Source organism: Cellulomonas terrae (genome assembly GCF_007990265.1).
Classification (GTDB): Bacteria; Actinomycetota; Actinomycetes; order Actinomycetales; family Cellulomonadaceae; genus Cellulomonas; species Cellulomonas terrae.
The window spans coordinates 53,845-77,955 of sequence record NZ_BJWH01000009.1; the positions used below are offsets into that span (position 1 = coordinate 53,845).

Annotated in this window: 28 protein-coding genes and 1 riboswitch; of the genes, 18 read left to right on the top strand and 10 right to left on the bottom strand. The window is 73.1% G+C overall.

Annotated elements, in window-relative coordinates; genetic code table 11:
• Positions 1–9: 9 nt before the first annotated feature.
• The 8 genes from CTE05_RS10170 to CTE05_RS10205 all read left to right on the top strand — a co-directional run bounded on the left by CTE05_RS10170 (position 10) and on the right by CTE05_RS10205 (position 4,452).
• Positions 10–639 carry a TetR/AcrR family transcriptional regulator gene (locus tag CTE05_RS10170; RefSeq protein ID WP_146846018.1) on the top strand — a complete coding sequence of 210 codons (630 nt, stop codon included), beginning with the start codon at positions 10–12 and terminating at the stop codon, positions 637–639.
• Positions 640–678: 39 nt separating this feature from the next.
• Positions 679–1,272, top strand: a complete 594-nt coding sequence (locus tag CTE05_RS10175; protein WP_146846019.1) for a DinB family protein — start codon at positions 679–681, stop codon at positions 1,270–1,272.
• The gene (locus CTE05_RS10180) at positions 1,265–1,711 is read left to right on the top strand and encodes an SRPBCC family protein (protein WP_146846020.1); all 447 of its coding nucleotides are present in this window, start codon (positions 1,265–1,267) and stop codon (positions 1,709–1,711) included. Before CTE05_RS10175 ends, CTE05_RS10180 begins: the two co-directional genes overlap by 8 nt.
• 36 nt (positions 1,712–1,747) lie before the next feature.
• A complete protein-coding gene (locus CTE05_RS10185; protein ID WP_146846021.1) occupies positions 1,748–1,918 on the top strand; it encodes a CsbD family protein in 171 nt (56 codons plus the stop codon).
• Positions 1,919–2,059: 141 nt separating this feature from the next.
• Positions 2,060–2,737: an ArsR/SmtB family transcription factor gene (locus tag CTE05_RS10190; RefSeq protein WP_146846022.1), complete on the top strand. Its 678-nt coding sequence runs from the start codon at positions 2,060–2,062 to the stop codon at positions 2,735–2,737.
• A gap of 1 nt (position 2,738) precedes the next feature.
• Positions 2,739–2,921, top strand: a complete 183-nt coding sequence (locus tag CTE05_RS10195; RefSeq protein ID WP_146846023.1) for a hypothetical protein — start codon at positions 2,739–2,741, stop codon at positions 2,919–2,921.
• Between the two features lie 80 nt (positions 2,922–3,001).
• Positions 3,002–3,658: an ECF RNA polymerase sigma factor SigK gene (gene sigK, locus CTE05_RS10200; protein ID WP_146846024.1), complete on the top strand. Its 657-nt coding sequence runs from the start codon at positions 3,002–3,004 to the stop codon at positions 3,656–3,658.
• Positions 3,655–4,452 (top strand): anti-sigma factor, encoded by a 798-nt coding sequence (locus tag CTE05_RS10205; RefSeq protein ID WP_146846025.1) that lies wholly within the window; start codon positions 3,655–3,657, stop codon positions 4,450–4,452. The genes sigK and CTE05_RS10205 overlap by 4 nt, the downstream gene beginning before the upstream one ends.
• 236 nt (positions 4,453–4,688) lie before the next feature.
• On the opposite strand, the gene CTE05_RS10210 is transcribed toward CTE05_RS10205, so the two are convergent.
• The gene (locus CTE05_RS10210; RefSeq protein ID WP_146846026.1) at positions 4,689–5,363 is read right to left on the bottom strand and encodes a fasciclin domain-containing protein; all 675 of its coding nucleotides are present in this window, start codon (positions 5,361–5,363) and stop codon (positions 4,689–4,691) included.
• Between the two features lie 158 nt (positions 5,364–5,521).
• On the opposite strand from CTE05_RS10210, the gene CTE05_RS10215 reads away from it, so the two are divergent.
• From CTE05_RS10215 to CTE05_RS10220, 3 genes are all read left to right on the top strand, one after another.
• The gene (locus CTE05_RS10215) at positions 5,522–7,411 is read left to right on the top strand and encodes a cytochrome c biogenesis protein DipZ (RefSeq protein WP_246123498.1); all 1,890 of its coding nucleotides are present in this window, start codon (positions 5,522–5,524) and stop codon (positions 7,409–7,411) included.
• Between the two features lie 125 nt (positions 7,412–7,536).
• A riboswitch (cyclic di-GMP riboswitch) is annotated at positions 7,537–7,611 on the top strand.
• 15 nt (positions 7,612–7,626) lie between these two features.
• Positions 7,627–7,773: a hypothetical protein gene (locus CTE05_RS20255; protein ID WP_156374094.1), complete on the top strand. Its 147-nt coding sequence runs from the start codon at positions 7,627–7,629 to the stop codon at positions 7,771–7,773.
• Between the two features lie 180 nt (positions 7,774–7,953).
• Entirely contained in the window at positions 7,954–8,331 is a 378-nt protein-coding gene (locus tag CTE05_RS10220; protein ID WP_146846027.1) for an SHOCT domain-containing protein, read from the top strand.
• Positions 8,332–8,379: 48 nt separating this feature from the next.
• Here the strand turns inward: CTE05_RS10220 and CTE05_RS10225 are convergent, their stop codons facing one another.
• Positions 8,380–10,911: a lysylphosphatidylglycerol synthase transmembrane domain-containing protein gene (locus tag CTE05_RS10225; RefSeq protein WP_146846028.1), complete on the bottom strand. Its 2,532-nt coding sequence runs from the start codon at positions 10,909–10,911 to the stop codon at positions 8,380–8,382.
• Positions 10,912–11,095: 184 nt separating this feature from the next.
• Between CTE05_RS10225 and CTE05_RS10230 the strand changes: the two genes are divergently transcribed.
• The gene (locus CTE05_RS10230; RefSeq protein WP_146846029.1) at positions 11,096–11,689 is read left to right on the top strand and encodes an HdeD family acid-resistance protein; all 594 of its coding nucleotides are present in this window, start codon (positions 11,096–11,098) and stop codon (positions 11,687–11,689) included.
• A 3-nt stretch (positions 11,690–11,692) separates the two neighbouring features.
• Here the strand turns inward: CTE05_RS10230 and CTE05_RS10235 are convergent, their stop codons facing one another.
• On the bottom strand, positions 11,693–12,529 hold the full coding sequence (locus CTE05_RS10235; protein ID WP_146846030.1) for a CPBP family intramembrane glutamic endopeptidase: 837 nt from the start codon (positions 12,527–12,529) through the stop codon (positions 11,693–11,695).
• A 114-nt stretch (positions 12,530–12,643) separates the two neighbouring features.
• Here CTE05_RS10235 and CTE05_RS10240 point away from each other — a divergent pair, with 114 nt between their 5' ends.
• The 4 genes from CTE05_RS10240 to CTE05_RS10255 are packed head-to-tail and all read left to right on the top strand — an operon-like array spanning position 12,644 to position 15,249.
• Positions 12,644–13,285 carry a hypothetical protein gene (locus CTE05_RS10240; protein ID WP_146846031.1) on the top strand — a complete coding sequence of 214 codons (642 nt, stop codon included), beginning with the start codon at positions 12,644–12,646 and terminating at the stop codon, positions 13,283–13,285.
• A complete protein-coding gene (locus CTE05_RS10245; RefSeq protein ID WP_146846032.1) occupies positions 13,278–13,580 on the top strand; it encodes a transcriptional regulator in 303 nt (100 codons plus the stop codon). The genes CTE05_RS10240 and CTE05_RS10245 overlap by 8 nt, the downstream gene beginning before the upstream one ends.
• On the top strand, positions 13,577–14,476 hold the full coding sequence (locus CTE05_RS10250; protein WP_146846033.1) for an ABC transporter ATP-binding protein: 900 nt from the start codon (positions 13,577–13,579) through the stop codon (positions 14,474–14,476). The genes CTE05_RS10245 and CTE05_RS10250 overlap by 4 nt, the downstream gene beginning before the upstream one ends.
• A complete protein-coding gene (locus CTE05_RS10255; RefSeq protein WP_146846034.1) occupies positions 14,473–15,249 on the top strand; it encodes an ABC transporter permease in 777 nt (258 codons plus the stop codon). The genes CTE05_RS10250 and CTE05_RS10255 overlap by 4 nt, the downstream gene beginning before the upstream one ends.
• A gap of 38 nt (positions 15,250–15,287) precedes the next feature.
• On the opposite strand, the gene CTE05_RS10260 is transcribed toward CTE05_RS10255, so the two are convergent.
• The 3 genes from CTE05_RS10260 to CTE05_RS10270 are packed head-to-tail and all read right to left on the bottom strand — an operon-like array spanning position 15,288 to position 18,206.
• Positions 15,288–17,639 (bottom strand): heavy metal translocating P-type ATPase, encoded by a 2,352-nt coding sequence (locus tag CTE05_RS10260; RefSeq protein ID WP_146846101.1) that lies wholly within the window; start codon positions 17,637–17,639, stop codon positions 15,288–15,290.
• A gap of 32 nt (positions 17,640–17,671) precedes the next feature.
• A complete protein-coding gene (locus CTE05_RS10265) occupies positions 17,672–17,908 on the bottom strand; it encodes a heavy-metal-associated domain-containing protein (protein WP_146846035.1) in 237 nt (78 codons plus the stop codon).
• A 16-nt stretch (positions 17,909–17,924) separates the two neighbouring features.
• Complete coding sequence (locus CTE05_RS10270; protein ID WP_056086768.1) at positions 17,925–18,206, bottom strand: metal-sensitive transcriptional regulator; 282 nt, start codon at positions 18,204–18,206, stop codon at positions 17,925–17,927.
• A 95-nt stretch (positions 18,207–18,301) separates the two neighbouring features.
• Between CTE05_RS10270 and CTE05_RS10275 the strand changes: the two genes are divergently transcribed.
• Both CTE05_RS10275 and CTE05_RS10280 read left to right on the top strand, forming a co-directional pair.
• A complete protein-coding gene (locus tag CTE05_RS10275) occupies positions 18,302–18,760 on the top strand; it encodes an RrF2 family transcriptional regulator (RefSeq protein WP_146846036.1) in 459 nt (152 codons plus the stop codon).
• A gap of 107 nt (positions 18,761–18,867) precedes the next feature.
• Positions 18,868–19,818 carry a sulfite exporter TauE/SafE family protein gene (locus CTE05_RS10280; protein ID WP_146846037.1) on the top strand — a complete coding sequence of 317 codons (951 nt, stop codon included), beginning with the start codon at positions 18,868–18,870 and terminating at the stop codon, positions 19,816–19,818.
• Between the two features lie 72 nt (positions 19,819–19,890).
• Here CTE05_RS10280 and hemL read toward each other — a convergent pair whose 3' ends face one another.
• From hemL to hemC, 4 genes are read right to left on the bottom strand one after another with little or no spacing between them, the layout of a single operon-like run.
• A complete protein-coding gene (hemL, locus tag CTE05_RS10285) occupies positions 19,891–21,234 on the bottom strand; it encodes a glutamate-1-semialdehyde 2,1-aminomutase (RefSeq protein WP_146846038.1) in 1,344 nt (447 codons plus the stop codon).
• Positions 21,231–22,220, bottom strand: coding sequence for a porphobilinogen synthase (hemB, locus tag CTE05_RS10290; RefSeq protein WP_146846039.1), 990 nt, complete (start codon positions 22,218–22,220; stop codon positions 21,231–21,233). The genes hemL and hemB overlap by 4 nt, the downstream gene beginning before the upstream one ends.
• Complete coding sequence (locus CTE05_RS10295) at positions 22,220–23,047, bottom strand: uroporphyrinogen-III synthase (RefSeq protein ID WP_146846040.1); 828 nt, start codon at positions 23,045–23,047, stop codon at positions 22,220–22,222. The genes hemB and CTE05_RS10295 overlap by 1 nt, the downstream gene beginning before the upstream one ends.
• Positions 23,044–24,015, bottom strand: coding sequence for a hydroxymethylbilane synthase (gene hemC / locus CTE05_RS10300; RefSeq protein WP_146846041.1), 972 nt, complete (start codon positions 24,013–24,015; stop codon positions 23,044–23,046). Before hemC ends, CTE05_RS10295 begins: the two co-directional genes overlap by 4 nt.
• Between the last annotated feature and the right edge of the window lie 96 nt (positions 24,016–24,111).

The window sequence follows — 24,111 nt, forward strand, 5'->3', positions numbered from 1 at the left end:
GTCCTCGCCATGAGCACTCCCCTGAGCGGGCGCAAGGCCCAGGCGGCGCGCAACGACGAGGCGATCCTGGCGGCCGCGCGGGCCGTGTTCATGCGCTCACCCGATGCGCCGATCTCGGCGGTCGCGCAGGAAGCAGGGGTCGGGATCAGCGCGCTGTACCGCCGGTTCGCCGGCAAGGAGGACCTGCTGGCCACCCTGTGCGCCGACGGGCTGCGCCGGTTCATCGCCGTCGCGGAGCGCGCCGCCGCGCAGCCCGACCCGTGGGCGGCGTTCGCGACGTTCGTCGGCGGCGTCATCGAGGAGGACACCCACTCGCTCACCGTCCACCTCGCCGGTACGTTCACCCCGACCCCCGAGCTGAACGACCTCGCCCAGCAGGCGAGCGACCTGGGCGACGCGATCTTCCTGCGGGCGAGGTCGGCCGGAGCGGTGCGCGACGACCTCGTGACCGAGGACGTCGCCATGATCTTCGAGCAGGTCACCGCGGTCCGGGTCGACGACCCCGGCCGCACGCGCGTCCTGCGGGCGCGCTACCTCGCCCTGCTCCTCGACGCCGCCCGCCCCGGTGCGCGCACCGGGGCGCTGCCCGGGCCCGGGCCCACGGGTGCGGAGCTCGGTGCGCGGTGGGTCCCGCGCTGAGCGGGCGGCTGTCGGTGGGCGTCGTTACGGTCGGGACGCATGGACGAGTTCGACTGGTCGATCCTCAGTGTCCCGACTCCGCGCGCCGTCGTGCGCGGGCAGCTGGAGTTCTCCTGGTGGGAGCTCGGGCAGCGGCTCGAGACCGTCACACAGGACGAGTTCACCTGGGAGCCTGCGCCCGGCGCCCTCAGCGTCCGCCGCCGCGGGGAGTCCACCGCGCCGCGGACGTTCGGGGTGGGTGAGTGGGTGGTCGAGTGGCCCGCGTCCGGTGACGACAGCCCCGGCCCCCGGACGATCGCGTGGCTCGTCGCGCACCTGACCGAGGTGCTCACGGAGCGCTACGACTGGACCTTCGGCGACCACGCGGCCCGACGCGAGTCGCTCACGTACTCGGGCGAGGTCGGGCCGGCCGTCGACGGGCTCACCCGGGTGGTCGACCGCTGGCGGGAGGGCATCGCGTCGATGTCCGACGACGACATCTTCACCGTCGGGTTCAGCCGGGCCACCGAGATCGACCAGCAGGCGCCGTTCGCGCACCTCGTCGTGCACATCAACCGCGAGCTCATCCACCACGGCTCGGAGATCTTCACGCTGACCGACCTGTACCGCGTGCGAGGAGGAAGCCATGTCTGAGAACCACGTCGCCCGGGCGACGATCCGGATCCCCGCTCCCGCCGAGACGGTCTGGGACACCCTCGTCGATCCCGACGCGACCTGGATGATGGGCGCCCGGGTGCGCAGCACCTACGTCGTCGGCGTGCCCATCACGTTCAGCGGGGAGTGGGACGGCAAGCCGTTCGAGGACCACGGCGAGATCCTCGAGGTCGACCGCCCGAGACGCCTGCGCTACACCCACTGGTCACCCCTCAGCGGGCAGCCGGACGTCCCCGAGAACCACCACCACCTGACGTTCACCTTCGAGGAGCAGGACGGCTCCACCGAGGTCACGCTCGAGCAGGACGGGAACGGCTCGGCGGAGGAGGCGGAGCATGCCACCGCCACCTGGGGCCAGGTGCTCGGCGCGCTGCGGGACGCCGTCGTTGCGGATGCGGGGGCCGGTTCCCCGTCGTAACGTCAAGTCGTTGCCAACCCGAGAGGAGTGATTCTGATGGGTCTCGACGACAAGATCAGCAACGCTGCGGAAGAAGCCAAGGGCAAGGTCAAGGAAGCGGCCGGCAAGGCGACTGACGACGAGCGTCTCGAACGAGAAGGCAAGACCGACCAGGCCAGCGCGAACATCAAGCAGGCCGGCGAGAACGTCAAGGACGCGTTCAAGTGATCTGACGACGGTACTGACGAGGGCCCCCGACGAAGAGTCGGGGGCCCTCGCGCGTTTGCGACCAACGCACTGGACAGAAGCGCAACACTCCTTGCGCAATGACTCTTGCGCAAGGAGTGTTGCGAGCCGTACGGTGGGAGCATGAGCACCCCCGAGGCAGGCGGCAGCACCACCCGTCACAGCCCGAGCGACCCGGAGCGCATGCGCGCGCTCGCGCACCCGCTGCGGCTCGCGCTCCTGCAGTTCCTGGACGACGTCGGCGAGGCCACCGCGACGCAGTGCGCCAAGCACACCGGCGAGTCGGTGGCGAACTGCTCCTTCCACCTGCGCCTGCTCGCCCGCTACGGCTTCATCGAGCCGGCGGAGCAGCGCGGCCGCGAGCGTCCCTGGCGCAGCGCGGAGCGGACCCACTTCGAGCCCGACCCGTCGGTGCCGGGCTCGATCCGTGCGGTCGTCGGTCTCGCCGAGGCGACCGCCCGCCAGGAGGTCGAGGGCTTCCTCGGCTTCCTGCGCGAGCGCGCCGACCGGGCCGACGAGCTCGCCGGCATCCCGCTGCCCGTCTCGATGACCAAGGACGCCTACTGGGCCACGCCCGCCGAGGTCGACGCGCTGCAGCAGGCGATGAACGACCTGCTCGCCCCCTACGTCCGACGCGTCCGGGACGACGCGGAACGGCCGGCCGGCGCTCGCCTGATGCGCTGGTTCGCCACCAGCCACCCCGACCTCGCCTTCCCTCCCGCACCAGGTCCGGAGGCGTCCGACGCCCCCGACGCGGTCACCGAGCCGCCCGACGCACCCTCGCCCGACAAGGAGGCGTGACATGGTCGCGCTGACGTACGAGGTGCGCACCGTGCGCATCCCCGTCCCCCGGATCGTCCTGCCCGTGCGCGCGCCGCGGAGGCCCGCCCGTCGCGTCCTCGAGCCGTGGCAGCGCACCGAGCGCACCGCCGCGGAACGACGTCTCGACGCCCACCGCGACGCGGCGCTCGCCGCCCACCGCTGACAGGTCCCGCCGGCGAGCAGTCCGGGCGCCCGTCGGCGACGAACCACGGGTGCCCCATCCGCGACGGACGACAGGATCCGATGCCCACCGCCCAGCTCATCGCGCCCCCGGCCCGCCCCGCCGGAGCGCGGACCGTCGAGCCGTGGGGCACACTGGCCCGCGTGGAGCGAGGACCGGACGAGGCCGACGCGCCCCGCTCCGCCGAGTCCCTGCTCTCGGACGTCGCGCGGGGTGACGACTCGGCGTTCGCCGTCCTGTACGACACGCTCGGCCGCGGGGTGTTCGGCACCTGCCTCGGCGTCCTGCGGGACCCCGACCACGCCGCCGAGGTCGCGCAGGAGGTGTGGGTCGAGGTCTGGCGCACCGCCGCCCGGTTCGACGCCGGTCGCGGCTCCGCGCGCACCTGGACCCTCACCCTCGCCCACCGGCGGGCCGTCGACCGCGTCCGGGCCGTGCAGGCCCAGCGCGACCGTGACCAGCGGGTCCTCGACGGGAGCGCCGAGCGCGAGTTCGACGTCGTCGCCGACGAGGTCGAGTCCGCCCTCGAGCAGGTCCGCGTCCGCGACTGCCTCGGCATCCTGACCCCCACGCAGAAGCAGGCGGTCGTCCTCGCCTACTACGGCGGCCGGACCTACCGTGAGGTGGCCGACGAGCTCGCCGCACCGCTGCCCACCGTCAAGACGCGGATCCGGGACGGGCTGATCCGCCTGCGCGACTGCCTGGGGGTGACGTCATGACGACCGGTCCCTCCTCGTCGATCTCCGACGACGACGCACGCTCCCTGCTCGGTGCCTACGCGCTCGACGCCGTCGACGCCGACGAGCGCACCGCCGTCGAGCGCCTCGTCGCCACCGACCCGTCCGCCGCCGCCGAGCTGGCGGAGCTGCTCGCGGTCGCGGCCGCCCTGGGCGACGCCGTCGCCGCCGAACCGCCGACCACCCTGCGCGCCTCGGTGCTCACCGCGATCACGGACGTCCCCCAGCTCGGCCCCCTCACCGGCCCGCAGCGTGCGGCACCGGTCGTGGGCCCCGACGCGTCGACGGCCCTCCCGCCCGGCGTCACCGACCTCGGCTCCCGTCGGCGCCCGTCGCGTACCCGCTGGCTGGCCGTCGCCGCCGCGCTCGTCGTCGGCGCCGCGGTGCCCTCCGCGCTCGCGGTCCAGCAGGCGCAGCGGGCCAGCCAGGCCGAGCAGCAGCAGCAGGCGCTCGCAGACCTGCTGACCGACCCGTCGGCCGTCGTCGTGCACGGCGACGTCACGGGAGGCGGCACCGCGACCGCGGTCCTCACCGACGACCGCGCGCTGTTCAGCGCGACCGGCCTGCCGGACCCTGGCGACGACAAGGCCTACCAGCTGTGGGTCGTCGACGCCGACGGTGCCGCGTCCGCCGGTGTGCTCGCCGACGACGCCGGCACGGTGCGCCACCTCACCGACGACTTCTCGGCCGGTGACGCCCTGGCGATCACCATCGAGCCGGCAGCCGGCTCGACCCAGCCGACGACGGACCCGCTCGTCGTCCTCGCGGCCACCTGACCAGCGCACAAGCACCGCCGCCCACCCCCCGGCGCAGGCGCCCGCGACGGTGAGGTCGGCAGCCGCAGCTCACGACCTCGTCGGAAGCTCGTGCTCTCGCTGGCGAGGACTGAGCGGGGGATGCGGCCGGACACGACGGAGCCCCCTCGCCGTACCCTGCGAGGGGGCTCCGCGGCTCGCCGTGCGGGGCGAGCGGAGACGGACCGGCCGCCGCAGCGACCGGTCCGCCGGGTCGGTCACATCGTCGGCATGAGCACCGAGTCGATGAGGTAGACGGTCGCGTTGGCCGTGTGGACGCCGCCGCAGATGACGTTGGCGCCGTTGACCATCAGGGAGTCGCCGGAGCCGGTGACCTCGACGGTGCCGCCCTGGACGGTGGTCTGCGTGCCGTCGATCATGTCCGGCGACAGCTGCCCGGGCACCACGTGGTAGGTGAGGATCGACGAGAGCATCGCGGAGTCGGTCTTGAGGGTCTCGATGGTCGCGGCGTCGATCTTCGCGAACGCGTCGTCGACCGGCGCGAACACCGTGAACTCGTCGCCGTTGAGCGTGTCGACCAGGTTGACGTCGGGGTTGAGCTGGCCGGACACGGCCGCGACGAGCGTGGTGAGCAGCGGGTTGTTCGACGCGGCGACGGCGACCGGGTCGGCCGACATGCCCGTCACGGAGCCGGGACCGTCGGGGACGGCGGCGGCGTAGTCGGCACAGCCGGGTCCGACGAGGTCGGCCGCGGGGTCGGCGGTCATGGTGTCGTCCATGGGCGTCTCCGTCTCCATGGGTGCCTCCATCGACGCGGACGCGTCGGATCCTGCGGTGTCGTCGGCCGAGCCCGAGCTGCAGGCGGTCAGGGCGAGGCCCGTGACGCCGGCGAGCAGGACGGCGGCGATGCGGGTGCGGTTCGTGGTGCGCATGGTGGCTCTCCCTTGGTTCAGGTCCGGGTGGGGTACCCGCCCGGTCGTCTCTCGGGTGGGGTTCGGGACCGTCCGGGGAGCGGATGGGTCGGATTGCCGACGACTTTCCCGCCGACCGTTCCACCCATCTCTCGGCGGCGCCGTGGCGAACCCCCGCCATGGACCTGCTCACGCTCGCGCTCATCGGGCTCGTCGGTGGCCTCATCACCGGCATCTCGCCGTGCATCCTTCCTGTGCTGCCCGTGGTGTTCTTCGCGGGCGGCGTCGAGGGTGCGCGTGGGAGACCCGCGGTCAGGACGGGCGGGAGCGGCAAGGGCGCTGCCGACTCGGTGGGCGCGATGGCACAACCGTCGTTCCTGTCGGGCGCCACCGGCACGACCCGCACCGGTGCGCCGGACCGCGCCGGCGTCGCGACCCTCGACCGCACTGCCCCGACGCCCGACGACCGGCGGCGTGACCGCGTCGCCGCCCGCCGCCCGTACCTGGTGATCGCGGGCCTGGTCACGAGCTTCACGCTGGTCACCCTCGTCGGCACGCTGCTGCTCAACCTGCTCGGCCTGCCGCAGGACCTGCTGCGCTGGGCCGGGATCACGGTCCTGGCTCTGCTGGGTCTGGGGCTGCTGGTGCCGAGGTTCGAGGAGGTCCTGGAGCGCCCGTTCCAGAGGCTCACCCCGACGCGTGCACCGGGTGCGGCGAGGGGCGGCTTCGTGCTGGGCCTCGGGCTCGGCGCGGTGTACGTGCCGTGCGCGGGGCCGGTGCTGGCCGCGATCACGGTGGCCGGCGCGACGGGTTCGGTGGGTCCGGGCACGGTGGTGCTCACGGTGTCGTTCGCGCTCGGTGCGGCGGTCCCGCTGCTGATCCTGGCGCTCGCGGGCCGCCGGGTGGCTGAGCGCATCGCGGCCTTCCGCACGCACCAGCGCGGGATCCGGGCGGCCGGCGGGGCGCTCATGATCGCCCTCGCGCTCGCGCTGGCGTTCAACCTCACCGACGCGATCCAGCGCGCGCTGCCCGGCTACACGGAGTCGTTGCAGGCGAGGGTCGCGGCCAACGAGACCGTGCGCGAGCAGCTCGACCTCGGCGGGCTGGTCACGGACGAGAACCGGCAGCTCGCGCAGTGCAGCAACAGCTCGGAGGTGCTCGAGGACTGCGGTCCGGCACCGGCGATCCGGGGCATCGACACCTGGCTGAACACCCCGGACGGCGCCCCGGTCGACCTGGCCGACCTGCGCGGCAAGGTCGTGCTGCTCGACTTCTGGGCGTACTCCTGCATCAACTGCCAGCGCTCGGTCCCGCACGTCACGGCGTGGCAGGAGGCGTACGGCGACGACGGTCTGGTGGTCATCGGCGTGCACACGCCCGAGTACGCGTTCGAGCGCGAGACGCGCAACGTCGTGGACGGCGCACGTCGGCTGGGCATCACCTACCCGGTGGCGCAGGACAACTCCTACGCGACGTGGACCGCGTACCGGAACCGGTACTGGCCCGCGCACTACCTGATCGACGCCGACGGCCAGGTGCGTCAGGTGTCCCAGGGCGAGGGCGGGTACGCCCGGACGGAGTCCCTGATCCGTGAGCTGCTGCAACAGGCCGATCCGGGCGTGGACCTGCCGGCCCGCACGCAGGTGGACGACATCACGCCGGAGGGTGACGTCACCCAGGAGACGTTCCTGTCGGTCAGCAAGAGGTCGAACGTGGCGGGCGACTACCGGGAGGGTGCGGCGACCTACACGCTCCCCGCGGACCAGGCGGCGGACACCGTGGCGCTCGGCGGCACGTGGACGACCGACTACCAGGGCGCGACGGCGGGACCGGACGCCGCGCTGCGTCTGCGGTATCACGCGGAGGTGGTGCAGGTCGTCCTCGGCGGAACCGGGAGCGTCCGGGCGACCGTGCGCGACGAGGACGGGGAGGTGGTGGACCGCGTGGAGGTCGACGTCGCCGGTGTCCCGCGTGCGTATCCGCTGGTCACGGGCGGATCCGTGGGTCAGGGAACGGTGGAGCTCACGGTCTCCGAGGGCGTCCAGGCGTTCTCGTTCACGTTCGGGTGACCGCTCGCGCGGAGACTTTCGAAACTATCGGTGATACATCCGACCGGGTGAAATGGACGGATGTCCGATTTTGGTCTGTTGACACGCTTCCACGTCCTCTCATGTTGCTCTAATGTCTGACTTGTCAGCGAAAACGGCAAACCCTCTGCGAAGAGGGGACGCAAAGCCACGGGACCTACATGGTCAGCCGGGCTACCGAACAGACAGGACCTGTCATGGACCAGCGTGGGTACTCAGCAGACCCGTCCGAGACCTCCACCCCGGCTTTCCCCGCTCCCCGCGTCAAGGCGTGGGCCGGGCTCGCTGCTCGTCGCAGCGTGATCGAGCTCGTGCCGGCGCAGCGGGAGCACGCGGCCGCCTGAGAGCGGTCTCATCCCGATATTTCCCAGCATCGTCGCATAACCCCTCGGACCCGCCGGTCCGGGGGGTTCTGCGATGTCGCAGGTCAGGCCGCCGGGACTCTCGCAATTCGCCCGGCTCGCCGTTAATGTCGGCCTCAGCGGGCTGCCAGTAGAGGTCAGCCGCCGTTGAGAGAAGGTCACATGGACAGCTTTGCGCAGTGGTTCTGGCTGCTGATCTGGTGGTTCCTGTTCTTCGCTTACCTCGTCATCCTCTTCCAGATCATCGGTGACCTCTTCCGCGACCGTGAGCTGAGCGGCTGGTGGAAGGCCGTCTGGATCGTCTTCCTGATCGTCGCGCCCTTCCTGACTGCCCTGATCTACATCATCGCGCGGGGCAAGGGCATGGCCGAGCGGCAGGTGGCTGCGGTGCAGCAGGCAAAGTCCGATACCGACAGCTACATCCGCGAGGTGGCCGGCAAGTCGCCCGCGGAGCACATCGCCGACGCGAAGGCGCTCCTCGACGCCGGCACGATCGACCAGAACGAGTTCAACCAGCTGAAGGCCAAGGCGCTCGCCTGACCGACTCCTCCGGGCCGGCACCGCGCAGGTGCCGGCCCGGAGGCGTGTCTACAGCTCGCCGGTCTTCTGCAGGTAACGCATGGCCGCCCAGCCGATCGGGATCCGCAGCCAGTAGGTCGCCACGCGGAACAGCACCGCGATCGACGTGGCGATACCGGCGTTGATGCCGGTGGTGCCGCTGAGCGCGGTGGCGAGGGCCAGCTCGATCGTGCCCATGCCGCCAGGCGTCGGGACGAGGGCGCCGGCGGTGTTCCCGGCGAGGTAGACGAGCGCGACCTGGATGAGGCTCGCCTCCTGGCCGAACGCGGCGAGGCTCGCGTCGAACGCGAAGATGAAGCCGAGCGTCATCAGCAGGTTGCCGGCGACGGCCAGCGCCAGGCGCCACGGCTGGCCGAGCACCTCGATGAGCCGGGGCCACGTCTGGCGCAGCGTGGGCATCGTCTTGGCGAGCACCCACTGCCGCACCTTGGGCACCAGCAGCCCGGACGCGATGAGCGCGGCGACGATCCCGATCGCGAACAGCACGCCGGGCTCGATCGGGAGGGCGGACTCGCCGGAGCCCGACGCGATGCTGAGCACCAGGAGCAGCCCGAGCGTCACCACGAACTGGCTGACCTGGACCAGGGCGACGGTCGCGGCGGAGAGGCTCGTCGAGACGCCCCGACGCGTGAGCATCCGCAGGTTGAGCGCGGCCGGGCCGATGCCGGCCGGGGCGGCCAGCCCGACGAACGTCGCCGCGGTCTGGACCAGCGTCGCGCGCCAGAACGGCAGCTTGACCGGGGAGAACGCGACGAACGCCAGCGCCGCGCCGAACAGCGTGACGAGGCCGAGCGCGAAGGCCACCACCGTCCAGCGCCAGTCGCCCTCGGAGAGTGCGGAGGTGATCTCGTCGACGTTGATGCTGGTGATGACGAAGACGATCGCGACGATCGGCACGAGGATCGTCAGGACGGTCCGCGCGCCGAACCGCACCAGCTGCTGCGGCTCCACGTCGGCCTCGGGCAGGTGCGCGACGAGCGCGGACCGCAGGTCGGCGAGCACCTTCTTGTTCGCGCGCATCTCGTCGCGGGTGAGGCGCGGCAGCGTGATCATCTGCAGCAGCGGCCCGATCGCCGCGATCCGCTCGTCGGGCAGGACGGCCGCGGCGGAGTCGAGGGCGCGCGTGGCACCGACGCGCAGGGCGAGCAGCGCCAGCAGCTGCGTCACGTCCATCCGGCGCGCCAGGTCGGAGGACGCGACGTCGCCCTGCTCCCAGCTGGTCAGCCACACGACCGGGCGGCCGACGACGGTCTCGACGAGCAGCACGTCGCTGGTGAGCGACCGGTGCGCGATGCCCGCGTCGTGGGCGAGCTGGAGCTGGGCCCAGATCTCCCGGAGGACCTCGTCGGTGAGCTGGTCGGCATCGAGGGAGCCCAGCGGCACCGCGCGGTCCGGCCGCTCCTGGACGAGCAGCATCGAGTCGTCGGCCTCGGCGATGCTCAGCAGCCGGGGCGTGCGGACGCCGGCGGCCCGGGCGGCGTACGCGAGCAGGGCCGCGCGCTCGGCTGCCTGCCGCAGCGACACCACCGAGCGACCCTCGATCCCGCGCATCCGCAGGGACCGCCACAGCCGGCTGAGCATGCCGACCACCTGGCGGTCGCCGTCGATGACGACGAGGTCGAGCTCTTCGCCGTCGCGCGTCGTCAGCTCGTAGAGGCGGTGGTCCGTGGACCGGGTCAGCGCCCTCGCGGCCTGGTCGCCGTCCAGACCGGGAGCGTCCTGGGGCGTGGTCTCGTCGGCCACCCGGAGCAGCCGCAGAGGCTCGATCCCGGCCCGCCGGACCCCGGCGACGAGACTGTCGCCGTAGGCCCGCTCGGACAGCACCCCCGACAGGTAGCGGACCGCCAGACCGGTCACGCGGCCGATCAGGAACGACACGACGAGTCCGGGCAGCGACACCCCGGCGGTGATGAGCAGCACGCCGACCGCGAACCAGAGCAGGTTCCACGACCACTTGACGGTCCGGCGGCGCCCGCGCGGCCCGACGACGGTGAGCAGCCCGACGAGCAGCGCCACGTACCCGGGGAGCGTCACCTTCCACTCACCGTTCGAGCGGATCGCCATCCCGATGATGAGCTCCTCGGAACCGAGGGTCTCGATGGCCCAGAGCACGGCGCCGTTGAGCAGCAGCGCCACGAACGCGGCGATCAGGCCCTCGAGGAGCTGTCGGCCCAGCCGCCGGAAGGCGAGCTCGGTGATGACGGCCAGCGGCACGGCGAGCGTGACGAACATCTCGAGGCCGAGGCGCGGGACGAAGAGGATCCGGTTGAGCAGCGTCGCGAAGCCCTGGACGTCCTCGGCCACCCCGGACGTCGTGTTGTGCGCGTAGGTGGCCAGGACGAGGACGAGCGCGATGCCGAGGGCGGACAGGACCATGCCCAGCAGGTCGCTCGGGTGGTGCACGCGGACGTCGGGGACGTCGACGATCTCGACCCGCGCGGACGGCTCGTCGGGACCCGGTGCGGGGTCGCCGACGGGGGCGGGGACATCGGCCGCAGCAGTCGCGTCGACGTCCGCGCGACTGGCGGGCGTCGCGGACATAGGGGCGAGTCTAGGCAGCCTGCCCGTTCCTGCCCGTCTCCGCGGGCCGGGGCGCTCGTTCTGGTCGCTGACCTGCCGGGACGAGGGTTCGCGCGAGTCGGGGCGATTCGTCCGGGTCGTCCACTAGCGTGGCGCTCGACGGCTCCTGCCGATCGCGACAGATCGACTCCTCCTGGAGGCTCCGATGTCTGACGACCTGACCGCCGCCGACGTCTCGTCCGCTCTGGTCCGCCGCTCCTGGTGGGTCCCGGTCCTGCGCGGGATCGTGCTCCTGGTCCTGGGACTGCTGATGCTCGTGCAGCCGCTCTGGTCGGTGACGGCCCTCGTCTGGATCTTCGGCATCTTCGCGCTCCTGGACGGCATCGTCACCGTCGTCCAGTGGTTCGTGAACCGCAAGGAGCCCGGCGCGGGGTGGTTCCTGCTCTCCGGCCTGGTCGGGATCGGCTTCGGCGTGGTGGTCGTGCTCTGGACCCCCGAGACGGCGCAGATCCTCTTCTACCTGATCGCCGGCTGGGTGCTCGTCCTCGGGGTGCTCGGGATCATCGCGTCCGTCGTGCTCTACCGGGCGCGGGACGCCGGCTGGACCTGGGTGCTGACTTTCGGGCTGGTGAACTTCCTGTTCGGCCTGCTGCTGCTCACGCACCCGCAGGAGTCCGTCAAGGTCGTCGTCGTGCTGCTGGGGCTCTTCGCGTTCGTCGGCGGCGTCGTCCTCGTCGTCAGCGGGTTCGCGACGAAGCAGGTCGTCAACGAGCTGGGCTCCAGCTCGGCGACCGTCTGAGGCTCAGTTCAGCCCGATCGCGGCGATCCACGCGGCGGGGATGAGCGAGTACCCGACGAACACGACCGTGTCCATGATCGTGTGCGCCATCACGAGCGGCATCACCCGTCGTCTGCGCCGGTAGTACTCGGCGAACACCAGGCCCATGATCGCGTTCCCGACGAAGGCGCCCCAGCCCTGGTACAGGTGGTACGAGCCGCGCACGAGGGCGCTCGTGACGAGGATCACCGGGACGCTCCAGCGCAGCTCGCGCAGGCGCTCCATGAGGTAGCCGACGACGATGACCTCCTCGAGCAGCGCGTTCTGCAGCGCGGCGAGGAGGAGGACGGGGATGGTCCACCACGCGGCGTTCAGGGCGGAGGCCTGCACCTCGACGGCGAGCCCGAGCGACCGCGCGACCGCATACAGCCCGAGTCCCGGGATGCCGATCGCGGCGGCGAGCCCGACGCCGACCGCGAGGTCGCGCCAGGGGCGGACGAAGTCGAGCCCGATGCGACGGACCGCGGACCTGCCGTTGGCGGACAGCAGGTAGAGCGCGAGCGCGACCGGCACCAGCGCGAAGCCGACCTGCAGCAGCTGGTAGGTCAGGTCCAGCCACGGGCGGGGCGACCGGCTCGGGTTGAGGGTGGTCGTCTGGTCGCCGAGCGGAGGTCCGGCGGTGAGCCGGTCGATGATGTTGACGACCGCGTAGAGACCGGACTTGCCGAGCGAGAGCCCGAGGACGATCCAGATCTCCGTGGTGATCCGGCGGCGGTAGGCGCGTTCGCTGGGTGGCGGGGCGACACCGACGGCGACCGTGGGGTCGTCCGGGCGCGCGTCGGCGGGCGGCGGCGCGGTCATGCCCCGAAGCGTAGGACGCGACCCTGGAGAGTGCCTGGACGTCGGCTGGGTCGAAAGGAGTTGCCAACCGGGGTGTACGCAAACTAGTTTGTAGCGCAAACCTTAGGAGGACCCATGACGACCGACGACCCGAAGGACGAGGCGCCCACGGACGCGGACGCGACGCCCGACCTCGCCACCGCGCTCGCGATCATCGCCGCGCAGCGCCACCGGGCCGAGGACACCCGGCCCTCCGGCGTCCTGCTGTTCGGGATCTGGGGTGCCGCGTGGCTCGTCGGGTACGGCGCGCTGTGGCTGACGTCCCGCGACGACGGCGACCCGTCGCTCCTCGCCGTCGTGGTCGCGATCGCGGCCGGCGTCGCCGCGCTCGTCGTGACGATCGTGCACGTCCTGCACCGGACGCGCGGGATCGCCGGGGCCAGCGCCCGGGAGGGCGCCCTGTACGGCATCGCGTGGCCGGTCGGGTTCGTCGCGCAGAGCATGATCGTCGGCGGTCTGGCGCAGGCGGGCGCCTCCGGCGAGGTCGTCGCCCTGGCGGCGAACGCGATCGCGGCCCTCGTGGTCGGCCTGCTCTACATCGCCGGCGGGCTGCTCTGGAGAGCGACCTCCATGTACGTGCTCGGCGGCTGGATGGCGCTGACCGGCGCCGCCGCCGCGCTGACCGGGTACCCCGACTCGTACCTGGTCATGGCGCTCGCCGGGGGCGGCGGGATGCTCGCCGGCGCCGTCGTCGTGAAGGTCCGGGCCCGTGACTGACGTCGAGCTGGACCCCGTCATCCACGCGCAGGCGCGCCTCCGCGTCGTCGCGACCCTGGCCTCCCTCGGGAGCCACGACCGCATCGCCTTCCCGCGGCTGCAGAAGCTGCTCGACATGACCGCGGGGAACCTCTCCACCCACCTACGCCGACTCGAGGAGGCGGACTACGTGCTCATCACCAAGACCCATGAGGGCCGGACCCCGGCCACGTACGTCGAGCTCACGCTGGCCGGGCGGCTCGCGTTCGAGACGTACACCCAGTCCCTGCGCGTGCTCCTCGGCGGTGCGTCATGACCGCGGTCGTGGAGCTGGCCGGCGTGACCCGCACGTTCGGTGCGGTCACCGCGCTGGACGATGTGTCCCTGACCGTCGGGGAGGGGCAGCTCGTCGGGCTGCTCGGCCCCAACGGCGCGGGCAAGACGACCCTGCTCAGCCTGGTCAGCGGCCTGCGTCGCGCAGACTCCGGCACGGTCCGGCTGTTCGGCGCCGACCCGCGCGTCGCGTCGTCGCGGATCGCGCTCGGCACCACCCCCCAGGAGACCGGCCTGCCGCCGACGCTGACCGTCGGGGAGGTCGTCGACCTCGTCGCGAAGCACTACCCGGCCCCCATGACCCGGGGCGAGGTGCTGGCGCGGTTCGGGCTGGAGGACCTGGTCGGCCGGCAGACGGGCGGGCTGTCCGGCGGGCAGAAGCGGCGGCTCGCCGTCGCGCTCGCGCTGGTCGGGCGGCCGCGGCTTGTGCTCCTCGACGAGCCGACCACCGGGCTCGACGTCGAGGCGCGGCACATCCTGTGGCAGGCGCTGCGGGACTACCACGCCGACGGGGCGACCGTGCTGCTGACCAGCCACTACCTCGAGGAGATCGAGGCGCTCGCCGAGCGCGTCGTCGTCATCGGCGGCGGGCGGGTGCTCGCCGACGACAGCCTCGCGTCGGTGCTCGGCCTCGTCGCGCTGCGCCGGGTCGTGCTCTCGTTGCCGCCGGGGCTGGACGTCGACCTCGCCCGGCTGCCGGGCGCGTCCAGCGCACAGCAGGGCGCCGACGGGCGGTGGACGGTGCTCGCGAACGACGCCGACCGGCTCGTGCGCGCGCTCGTCGTCGACGACGTCCCGTTCCACGACCTGGAGCTGCGGGGCGCCTCGCTCGAAGAGGCGTTCCTGTCGCTCACGACCACCGAGGAGGTCGTCCGATGACCACGACCACGCTGACCCCGCGCCCGTTCTGGGCGCTGGCACTGGTGCACGCGCGGTTCCAGTTCCTGGAGACCGTGCGCATCCCGATCGCGGTGATCGGGAATCTGCTGTTCCCGTCGCTCGCGCTGCTGTTCTTCGTCATCCCGCAGCGCGCGGTGGCCGACGACCCGGGGATCGCCACGGCCGCCGTGGCTCAGCTCGGGACCTTCGCGGTGATGTCGACGTGCCTGTTCTCGTTCGGCGTCGGCGTCTCCGAGGACCGCGCGATGCCTTTCGACCCGTTCCTGCGGACCCTCCCGGCGGGCGCCGGCCCGCGGCTCATGGGCCGGGTGCTCAACGGGGTGCTCTGGTCGTACCTTGCCCTGGTGCCGCTGGTGCTGCTCGGCGCGTTCCTGACGGCCGCGACCCTGACCCCGTCGCAGGCGCTGGCCGCGATCGTCATGGTGCCCGCCGTGGCGGTGCCGTTCCTCCTGCTCGGGCTGGCGATCGGGTACCGGCTCAGCTCGAAGGCCGCGATCGCCGTCGTGCAGGCCACGCTCTTCCCGCTCGCGTTCGCCGGCGGGCTGTTCATGCCGCCGGAGGCGTTCCCGGCGTGGCTCGACGCGATCAGCAAGGTGCTCCCGTCCCGCGCCGCCCGCGACCTGGCCGTCCAGGCGGTGACCGGCTACGAGGCGTACGCGGGTGCCGTGGTCGTGATCCTCGCGTGGACGGCGGTGTTCGCGGCGATGGCCGTCACGGCCTACCGCCGCGACGAGGGTCGGCGCTTCCACTGAGGGTCGGGAGGGTCCGCCCCGGGCGGACCCTCCCTCCTCTACTCGAACCGGCGCAGCCGCAGCGAGTTGCCGACGACGAGCACCGACGACAGTGCCATCGCGGCGCCCGCGATCATCGGGTTGAGCAGGCCGAGCGCGGCCAGCGGGATCGCGGCAACGTTGTAGGCGAACGCCCAGAACAGGTTCTGCTTGATCACCCGCAGGGTCGTGCGGGACAGCCGGATCGCGTCGCCCGCGGAGCGCAGGTCGCCCCGGACGAGCGTGATGTCGGACGCCTCGATGGCGACGTCCGTGCCGGTGCCCATGGCCAGGCCGAGGTCCGCGGTGGCGAGCGCCGCCGCGTCGTTGACCCCGTCGCCGACCATCGCGACACGGGCACCCTCCTGCTGGAGGCGCTCCACCACGGCGACCTTGTCGGCGGGCAGGACGTGCGCGACGACGTCGGTGATCCCGACCTCACGGGCGGCTGCTCGGGCAGCCCCCTCGTTGTCGCCGGTGAGCAGGACCGGACGCAGGCCGAGCGCCCGGAGCTCCGCGACCGCCTGCGCGGACGTCGGCTTCACCGGGTCCCGCAGCACGAGCACGCCGCGCGGCGAGCCGTCCCACGCGACCATGACCGCGGTGGCGCCGTCAGCCTCGGCGGCGTCGACGGCACCCTGGAACGCCGTCGGGTCGATGCCCTGGTCGCGCAGCCAGGCGGGCTTGCCGACGAGGACCCGCCGACCCAGCCCGACGCCCGAGTGCGCGGTGCGGACGACGCCGGAGACGCCGTGGCCCGCCTCGGCGCGGAAGTCGTGCACCTGGTCGGCGCCGATGACGACGCCGTCGCCACCGGTCGGGCCGTCCTTCTCCGTGACGGCAGCCGCGATGGCCCGGCCGATCGGGTGCTCGGCCAGCTGCTCGACGGCAGCGGCGTAGCGGAGCACCTCGTCCTCGCCGACCACGTCCACCAGCGCCATGCGGCCCTCGGTGACCGTGCCGGTCTTGTCGAGCACGACCGTGTCGATGGTGCGGGTCTGCTCGAGGATCTCCGGGCCCTTGATGAGGATGCCGCGCTGCGCGCCGCGACCGGTGCCGACCAGCAGGGCGGTCGGGGTGGCCAGCCCGAGGGCGCAGGGGCACGCGATGATCAGGACCGCGACGGCCGCCGTGAACGCGGCCTGCGCACCGGCGCCGCTGACCAGCCAGACGACCAGGGTGCCGAGCGCGAGGACGAGGACGACCGGCACGAAGACCGCGGAGATGCGGTCGGCCAGCCGCTGCACGGGGGCCTTGCCGGTCTGGGCGGTGGCGACGAGGCGGCCGATCTGCGCCAGCCTCGTGTCCGCGCCGACCCGGGTGGCCCGCACGACGAGCGCGCCGGAGGTGTTGATGGTCGCGCCCGTGACGTCGTCGCCGGGGCCGACGTCGACGGGGACCGGCTCGCCGGTGAGCAGCGAGGTGTCCAGCGCGGAGGTGCCGCTGACCACGACGCCGTCGGTGGCGACCTTCTCGCCCGGCCGGACCACGAACTCGTCGCCGACCATCAGGCGGTCGACGGGGACGCGCTGCTCGGTGCCGCCGACCAGCAGCGACACGTCCTTGGCGCCCAGGTCGAGCAGCGCGCGCAGGGCGTCACCGGCACGGCGGCGCGACCGGTGCTCGGCGTACCGGCCGGCCAGCAGGAACGTGGTGACGACGGCCGCGACCTCGAAGTAGAGCTCGGGGACCTCCTCCATCCCCATGGAGTCCCGCGGCCACAGCGACGGCGTCATGACCAGGCCCAGCTCGCCCGCGCCGCCGAGCAGCAGCGCCCACAGGGACCAGCCGGTCGCGGCGATGATGCCGATCGAGACGAGCGTGTCCATCGTCGAGGCGCCGTGCCGGGCGGCCCGGAACGCGGCGCGGTGGAACGGCCACGCGGCCCAGGTGACGACGGGCAGGGCGAGCACGGTGACGACCCACTGCCAGCCGGTGAACTGGAGGGCGGGGATCATCGACAGGAGCAGCACGGGCACCGTCAGGACGCTCGCGACCCGCAGGCGGCCGCGCAGCTCGGTGCCGCGCGCGTCGGTCGGGGCGGACGTGTCCTCGTCGGGGTCCATGTCGTGGCCCGGCGCCATCGAGTGGCCCGAGAGGGCGTGCTCGAACGGGTCCATGTCGTGGTGCATGAACTCCGCGGACGAGCCGTGGTGCTGATGCGGGGCGTGCACCGGCTCGCGCACGGGAGGCGCCCCGACCACGGTGGCGTCGTACCCGGCGGAGCGGACCGCGGCGATCAGCGCCTCGCTGTCCGTGTCCCCGGCGATCGTGACGCGCGCGGACTCCAGCGGCAGGTTCACGGTCGCCTCGACCCCGGGCAGGCGGTTCAGCTTCTTCTCGACGCGCGCGACGCAGGAGGCGCAGGTCATGCCCTCGATCGCGAGATCGACGGTCTTGTCGGTCACAGCAAGGACCTCCGCGGGGTGACGGCGTAGCCGGCCTCGACGACGGCCTCTGCTACCGCTGAGTCCGCCAGGGGTGTCTCGGAGACGACCGAGACGGTCGACGACCCGCCGACGACGAGCTGGATCGCGACGTCGTGCACGCCGGGGAGGGCGGACAGCTCGGAGGTGACCGCGGAGACGCAGTGGCCGCAGGTCATGCCGTCGACGCCGAACGTGGTGGTGGTCGTGCTCATGGTGGTTCTCCTTCGATCAGCTGCGGACGAGGCGGGCTATGGCGTCGGAGGCTTCCTTCACCTTCGCCGCTCCCTCCTCGGGGGACTGGCGGGCGGCGTCGACGACGCAGTGCGCGAGGTGGTCCTCGACCAGCCCGATGCTCACGGCCTGCAGGGCCTTCGTCACGGCGGCGACCTGCGTGAGGATGTCGATGCAGTACACGTCCTCGTCGACCATCCGCGCGATGCCGCGCACCTGGCCCTCGACCCGGCGCAGCCGCTTGAGGTAGTCGTCCTTCGCGTCCGTGTAGCCGTGCATGAGGGCCTCGTTCCGGTGGTCGAGTGGGTGCTCTTTGCGCAACACCATACCCCTAGGGGGTATTCCGCAGGTGCCGACGGGGCACAATCGACGGCATGCGGGTCTCGGCGAAGGCGGACTATGCGGTGCGGGCGTGCGCCGAGCTGGCGGCGTCCCCTCACGGGGACCCCGTCCGGGCGGACGACCTGGCGGGCGGGCAGCAGCTCCCGGTCGCGTTCCTGGAGCGGATCCTCGGTGATCTGCGCCGCGGTGGCGTGGTCACGAGCGTCCGTGGGCGGTCCGGCGGGTACCGGCTGGCGCGGCCGGCCGACGAGATCACGCTGGCGGACGTGATCCGGGCCGTCGACGGTCCGCTCGTGACCGTCCGCGACGAGCGCCCGACTGCGCTGGAGTACGGGGGGTCGGCGCAGGCGCTGCTGGAGGTCTGGGTGGCGCTGCGCGTGAGCGTCCGGGACGTGCTCGACCAGGTGACGCTCGCGAGCCTGGTCTCCGGCACGCTCCCCCCGCACGTCCGCGAGCTCGGCGCGCGCGAGGACGCCTGGGTCAACCCGTAGTCGTCCCGCCATACGGTCGTCCATCTCAACTCGTGACACGGGGCTACCGATAGACCAAGCAGGTCGGGATTATCGGGTGTTCGCTCTCCCATCCGAGGTGGTCTCTCGTGCGCTCGTTGATCCTGCTCGCCCTCGTCGGGCTCGCCGCCCAGCTCGTCGACGGCGCCCTCGGGATGGCGTACGGCGTCACGTCGACCACCCTGCTGCTGGCCATCGGCACCAACCCCGCAGCGGCATCGGCGACGATCCACCTCAGCGAGATCGGCACCACCCTGGTGTCCGGCTTCTCGCACTGGAGGTTCGGGAACGTCGACTGGAAGGTCGTCCTGCGCATCGGCGTGCCCGGGGCGCTCGGCGCCTTCGTCGGCGCCTACGTCCTGTCCAACCTGTCGACCGCGGTCGCCAAGCCGGTCATGTCGGGGATCCTCCTCGCGCTCGGCGTCTACATCCTGGTTCGCTTCACGCTCTTCGGGCTGCGCAAGGACCGGCTCGGCCTCCCGCTGCGCAAGCGGTTCCTCGCGCCGCTCGGCCTGTTCGCCGGGTTCGTCGACGCGACCGGTGGCGGCGGCTGGGGTCCGGTCGGTACTCCCGCGCTCCTCGCGTCGGGCCGGATCGAGCCCCGCAAGGTCATCGGCTCGATCGACACCTCCGAGTTCCTGGTCGCCCTCGCCGCCAGCGTCGGCTTCCTGCTCGCCCTCGGCTCGCAGGGCATCAACCCCGCCTGGGTCATCGCGCTCCTCGCCGGAGGCATCATCGCCGCGCCGATCGCCGCGTGGCTCGTGCGCAAGATCCCCGGTCGCATCCTGGGCTCGGCCGTCGGTGGCCTGATCGTGCTCACCAACGTCCGCACGCTCCTGCGCAGCGACGGGGTCGGCCTGGCCGACACCCCCGCGGAGGGGCTCATCCTCGGAGCGATCGCGCTCGTCTGGGCCGCTGCCATCGCGTGGTCGGTGCGGGCGTACCGCACCGAGCTGGCGCTGGAGGCCGCGACGGCCGCAGCGGTCGACGACGCGGTGGCGGACGTCGAGCCGGTCGGCGCGGCCCGAGCGATCGGCTGACCGGCCCTCGCGAACGACGAAGGGACCCGCCGTGCGGCGGGTCCCTTCGTGCGTGCGGCGGGTGTGCCGGTGTCAGGCCGTCGGTGCCGTGGCCTGTGCGGCGGCGCGGACGGCAGCCGGCAGGGCGGCGACGACCCGGCCCACCGCGTCGTCGTCGTGCGCGGAGGACACGAACCACGCCTCGAACGGCGACGGCGGCGCGTACACCCCGGACTCGAGCAGGGACGTGAAGAACGGGGCATAGCGCCACGACTCGGTGGCGAGCACGGCCGCATAGTCCCGGGCGCCGTGCGCGGCGGCGTCCGCACCGAAGAACGTGCTGAACAGGTTCCCGGCCCACTGGACGGCGTGCGGCACCCCCTCCGCCGACAGGGCGGCGGTGAGCTCACCGCGCAGCTGCGCGGAGACGGCGTCGACGCGGGCGTACACCGACGCGTCCGCGAGGCGCAGCGTCGCGAGGCCGGCCGCGGTCGCCACCGGGTTCCCCGACAGGGTGCCCGCCTGGTAGACGGGCCCCGTGGGGGCGAGCAGGTTCATGACGTCGCGGCGACCACCGACCGCGGCGACCGGGAGGCCGCCGCCGATGACCTTGCCGAACGTGTGCAGGTCCGCCGACCAGCCCTCGCGCAGGCCCTCGAGCCCCCACCAGCCGGAGTACCCGACGCGGAAGCCCGTGAGGACCTCGTCCTGGATGAGCAGCGCGCCGTGCGTGAGCGTGAGGCGGCGCAGGGTGGCGTTGAACCCGGGCAGCGGGGGCACGACGCCCATGTTGGCCGGTGCGGCCTCCGTGATGACCGCGGCGATGCGGGCACCGTGCTCGGTGAACACCGCCTCGACGGCCTCGACGTCGTTGTACGGGACGACGATCGTCTCGCCGGTGACCGCGGCGGAGACACCTGCGGAGTCAGGCAGGCCGAGCGTGGCGACGCCGGACCCGGCGGAGGCCAGCAGGGCGTCGACGTGCCCGTGGTAGCAGCCGGCGAACTTCACGATGAGGTCGCGGCCGGTGAACGCGCGCGCCAGGCGCAGCGCCGTCATCGTCGCCTCGGTGCCCGTGGAGACGAGGCGGACCTTCTCGGCCGGGGGGACCCGCGAGCGGATCTCGTCGACGAGGTCGGTCTCCGTCACGGTCGGCGCGCCGAAGCTCAGGCCGCGACCGGCCGCGTCGCGGACCGCGTCGACGACCTCGGGGTGCGCGTGACCGAGCAGCGCCGGACCCCACGAGCCGACCAGGTCGACGTACTCGTTGCCGTCGACGTCCGTGACATAGGGGCCGCGCGCGGACGCGAGGAACCGGGGCGTCCCGCCCACGTTCCCGTAGGCGCGCACCGGGGAGTTGACGCCCCCGGGGATGACGGCCTGCGCGCGCGCGAACGCCGTGGCGCTCGTCGTCGCGTTCGAGGTGGTGACGCTCATCGGATCTCCTCTGCCAGCCAACCGGCCAGCTCTGTCGCAGAGTACGTGAGTACGTGATCGGCACCGGCGCGACGGATGCTGAGCACGGACTCCAGGATCGCCCGTCTGCGCTCGATCCAGCCTCGCGCAGCGGCGGCCTCGATCATGGCGTACTCACCGGAGACCTGGTAGGCCGCGACCGGAACTGTGGACATACCGGCCACGTCGGACAGGATGTCGAGGTACGCCAGGGCGGGCTTGACCATGACGATGTCGGCGCCCTCGGCGAGGTCGATCGCGACCTCCCGGACGGCCTCCCGGCGGTTCGCGGGGTCCATCTGGTAGGTGCGGCGGTCACCCTCGAGCTGCGACTCGACGGCGTCCCGGAACGGTCCGTAGAACGCCGACGCGTACTTGGCGGCGTACGCCAGCACGGCCACGTCGTCGCGACCGGCCGCGTCGAGCGCGTCCCGGACGTACCCGACCTGGCCGTCCATCATCCCGGACAGCCCGACGACGTGGGCGCCGGCCGCGGCCTGTGCCAGGGCCATCTCGGCGTACCGGACCAGGGTCGCGTCGTTGTCGACGGCCCCACCGGGCGTGAGGACCCCGCAGTGCCCGTGGTCGGTGAACTCGTCCAGGCAGAGGTCCGCCTGCACGACGAGCGCGTCGCCCACCTCGGCGACCGTGTCCGCGATGGCGACGTTGAGGATCCCGTCGGGATCGGTCGCCTGCGAGCCGACGGCGTCCCGCACGGTGGGGATCGCGAAGAGCATGACGCCCCCGAGGCCCGCCGCGGCGGCCTCCGCGACCGCCTTCCGCAGCGAGTCACGGGTGTGCTGGAGGACCCCGGGCATCGAACTGATCTCGCGCGGCTCGGTCAGCCCCTCCTTGACGAAGACGGGGAGCACCAGCTGCGCGGCGTCGAGCCGCGTCTCGGCGGTCAGCCGGCGCAGCGCGGGGGTGGCGCGCAGCCGGCGCGGACGGACCCGGCGGGCGTCGGTCATCAGAGCTCCTCGGGGCTGGGGGTCGGGGCGGGCAGGACGGTCGTGACCGCACGCGTGAGGGCGTCGACCATGCCGAGCATCGTCTGCTCGGTCGCGACGCCCGCCAGGGGCAGGCCGAGGCGGGCGGCCTCGGCGGCGGTGGACGGGCCGATGCCGATCATCAGGGTGGTCGTGGGCGGGGTGCCCAGCCGGTGGGCCAGCTCACGCACGGTGCTGGCCGACGTGAGCAGGGCGGCGCGGATGGTGCCGTCGGCCCACGCCTCGCGCACGTCGGGCGGCGGTGGGGCGGCCGGCACGGTCCGGTAGGCGACGACGTCAGCCACGTCCCAGCCGCGCTCCTGCAGCCCGTCGACGACCGTGGTCGCCGCCAGGTCGCCACGGGGGAAGAGCACGCGGGCAGGTTCGGTGGGTGCCGGGAACGCCTCGACCAGTCCTCGCGAGGTCGACCGGCCGTGAGGCACGAGGTCGGGCTCGACGCCCACGTCGCGCAGGGCGCGTGCCGTGCCGGGACCGATCGCCGCGACCCGCACCTGGCCGTCGGCGAGCAGCTGCGTCAGGCTCCCCGCGCTCTCCTGCGCACGGTCCACCAGCACGGGCACCGCGGCGGCGCTGGTGACGACGAGCCACCCGAACCAGCCGGACTCCAGCGCAAGGAGAGCGTCGTCCAGCTCGGTGGGGTCCTCGGGCGGCACGGTCTCGATGAGAGGCACGACCACGGCCTCGGCGCCGGCTGCGGCGAGCGCGACGACGGCGGGGCTGCGGCCGGCCGACGGGCGGGGCACCAGGACCCGCCACCCGGACAGCGGCAGCACGGGGGGCGCGGTCATCGGGCGGCGCCCAGGGCGGCGAGGTCGGCGGCGCCCGCGTCGAGCAGCAGGTCCGCGAGCCGCGCGCCGAGCGCCCGGGCGTCCGCGGCGCTGTCGGAGCCCAGCGTCGCCGTCAGGGCACGGCGGAGGGTCGCGCCGCCGTCCGGGCGCACGATCACGGCGTCGAGGAGCAGGGTCCGGCCGTCGTCGGCGAGGCACGCGGTGGCGCCGATCGGTGCCGCACAGCCGGCCTCCAGGCGGCCGAGGAGCGCGCGCTCCGCGAGGACCGCGAGGTGCGTCGGGCGGTGGTCGAGCGCGCGCAGCGCCCGGGCGAGCGGCTCCTCGGGGTCGAGCCCGGCACGCACCTCGACAGCGAGCGCACCCTGTCCGGGCGCGGGCGACATCACGTCGGGTCCGAACGCCTCGGTGACCGCGTCGAGGCGCCCGAGCCGGGCCAGGCCCGCGCGGGCGAGCACGACGGCGTCCAGGTCGCCCGGACCCGCGGCGGACCCGGCGACGCGACCGAGCCGGGTGTCGACGTTGCCGCGGATGTCGACGACGTCGAGGTCGGGGCGGGCGGCGAGGAGCTGGGCCGCCCGGCGGGGGGAGCCGGTGCCGACGCGGGCGCCCGGGGGCAGCAGGTCGAGCGTCAGGCCGTCGCGGGCGCACAGGGCGTCGGCCGGGTCCTCGCGCGGCGGGACGGCCCCGAGGACGAGACCGTCGGCCTCGCCCGTCGGCAGGTCCTTGAGCGAGTGCACCGCGACGTCGCAGCGACCGTCGAGGAGCGCGTCGCGCAGGGCCGCGACGAAGACCCCGGTGCCCCCCAGGCTCTGCAGGGACCCGGTCAGCCGGTCGCCCTCGGTGCGGACGTGGACGGTCTCGAGGGTCAGGTCGCCGCGGCCGAGGACGGCGAGGGCGTCGACCACATGGCCGGTCTGCGTGAGCGCGAGAGCGCTGGCGCGCGTCCCGACCCGCACGTGCTGGAGCATGCGGCCAGTCTCCCTCTCCGTCGCGGGGATGTCGAAGCGCGGGGATTTGCAGGAAATCGTCGTGACAGCTTGTCAGCAAATACCGCCGAGAAATGT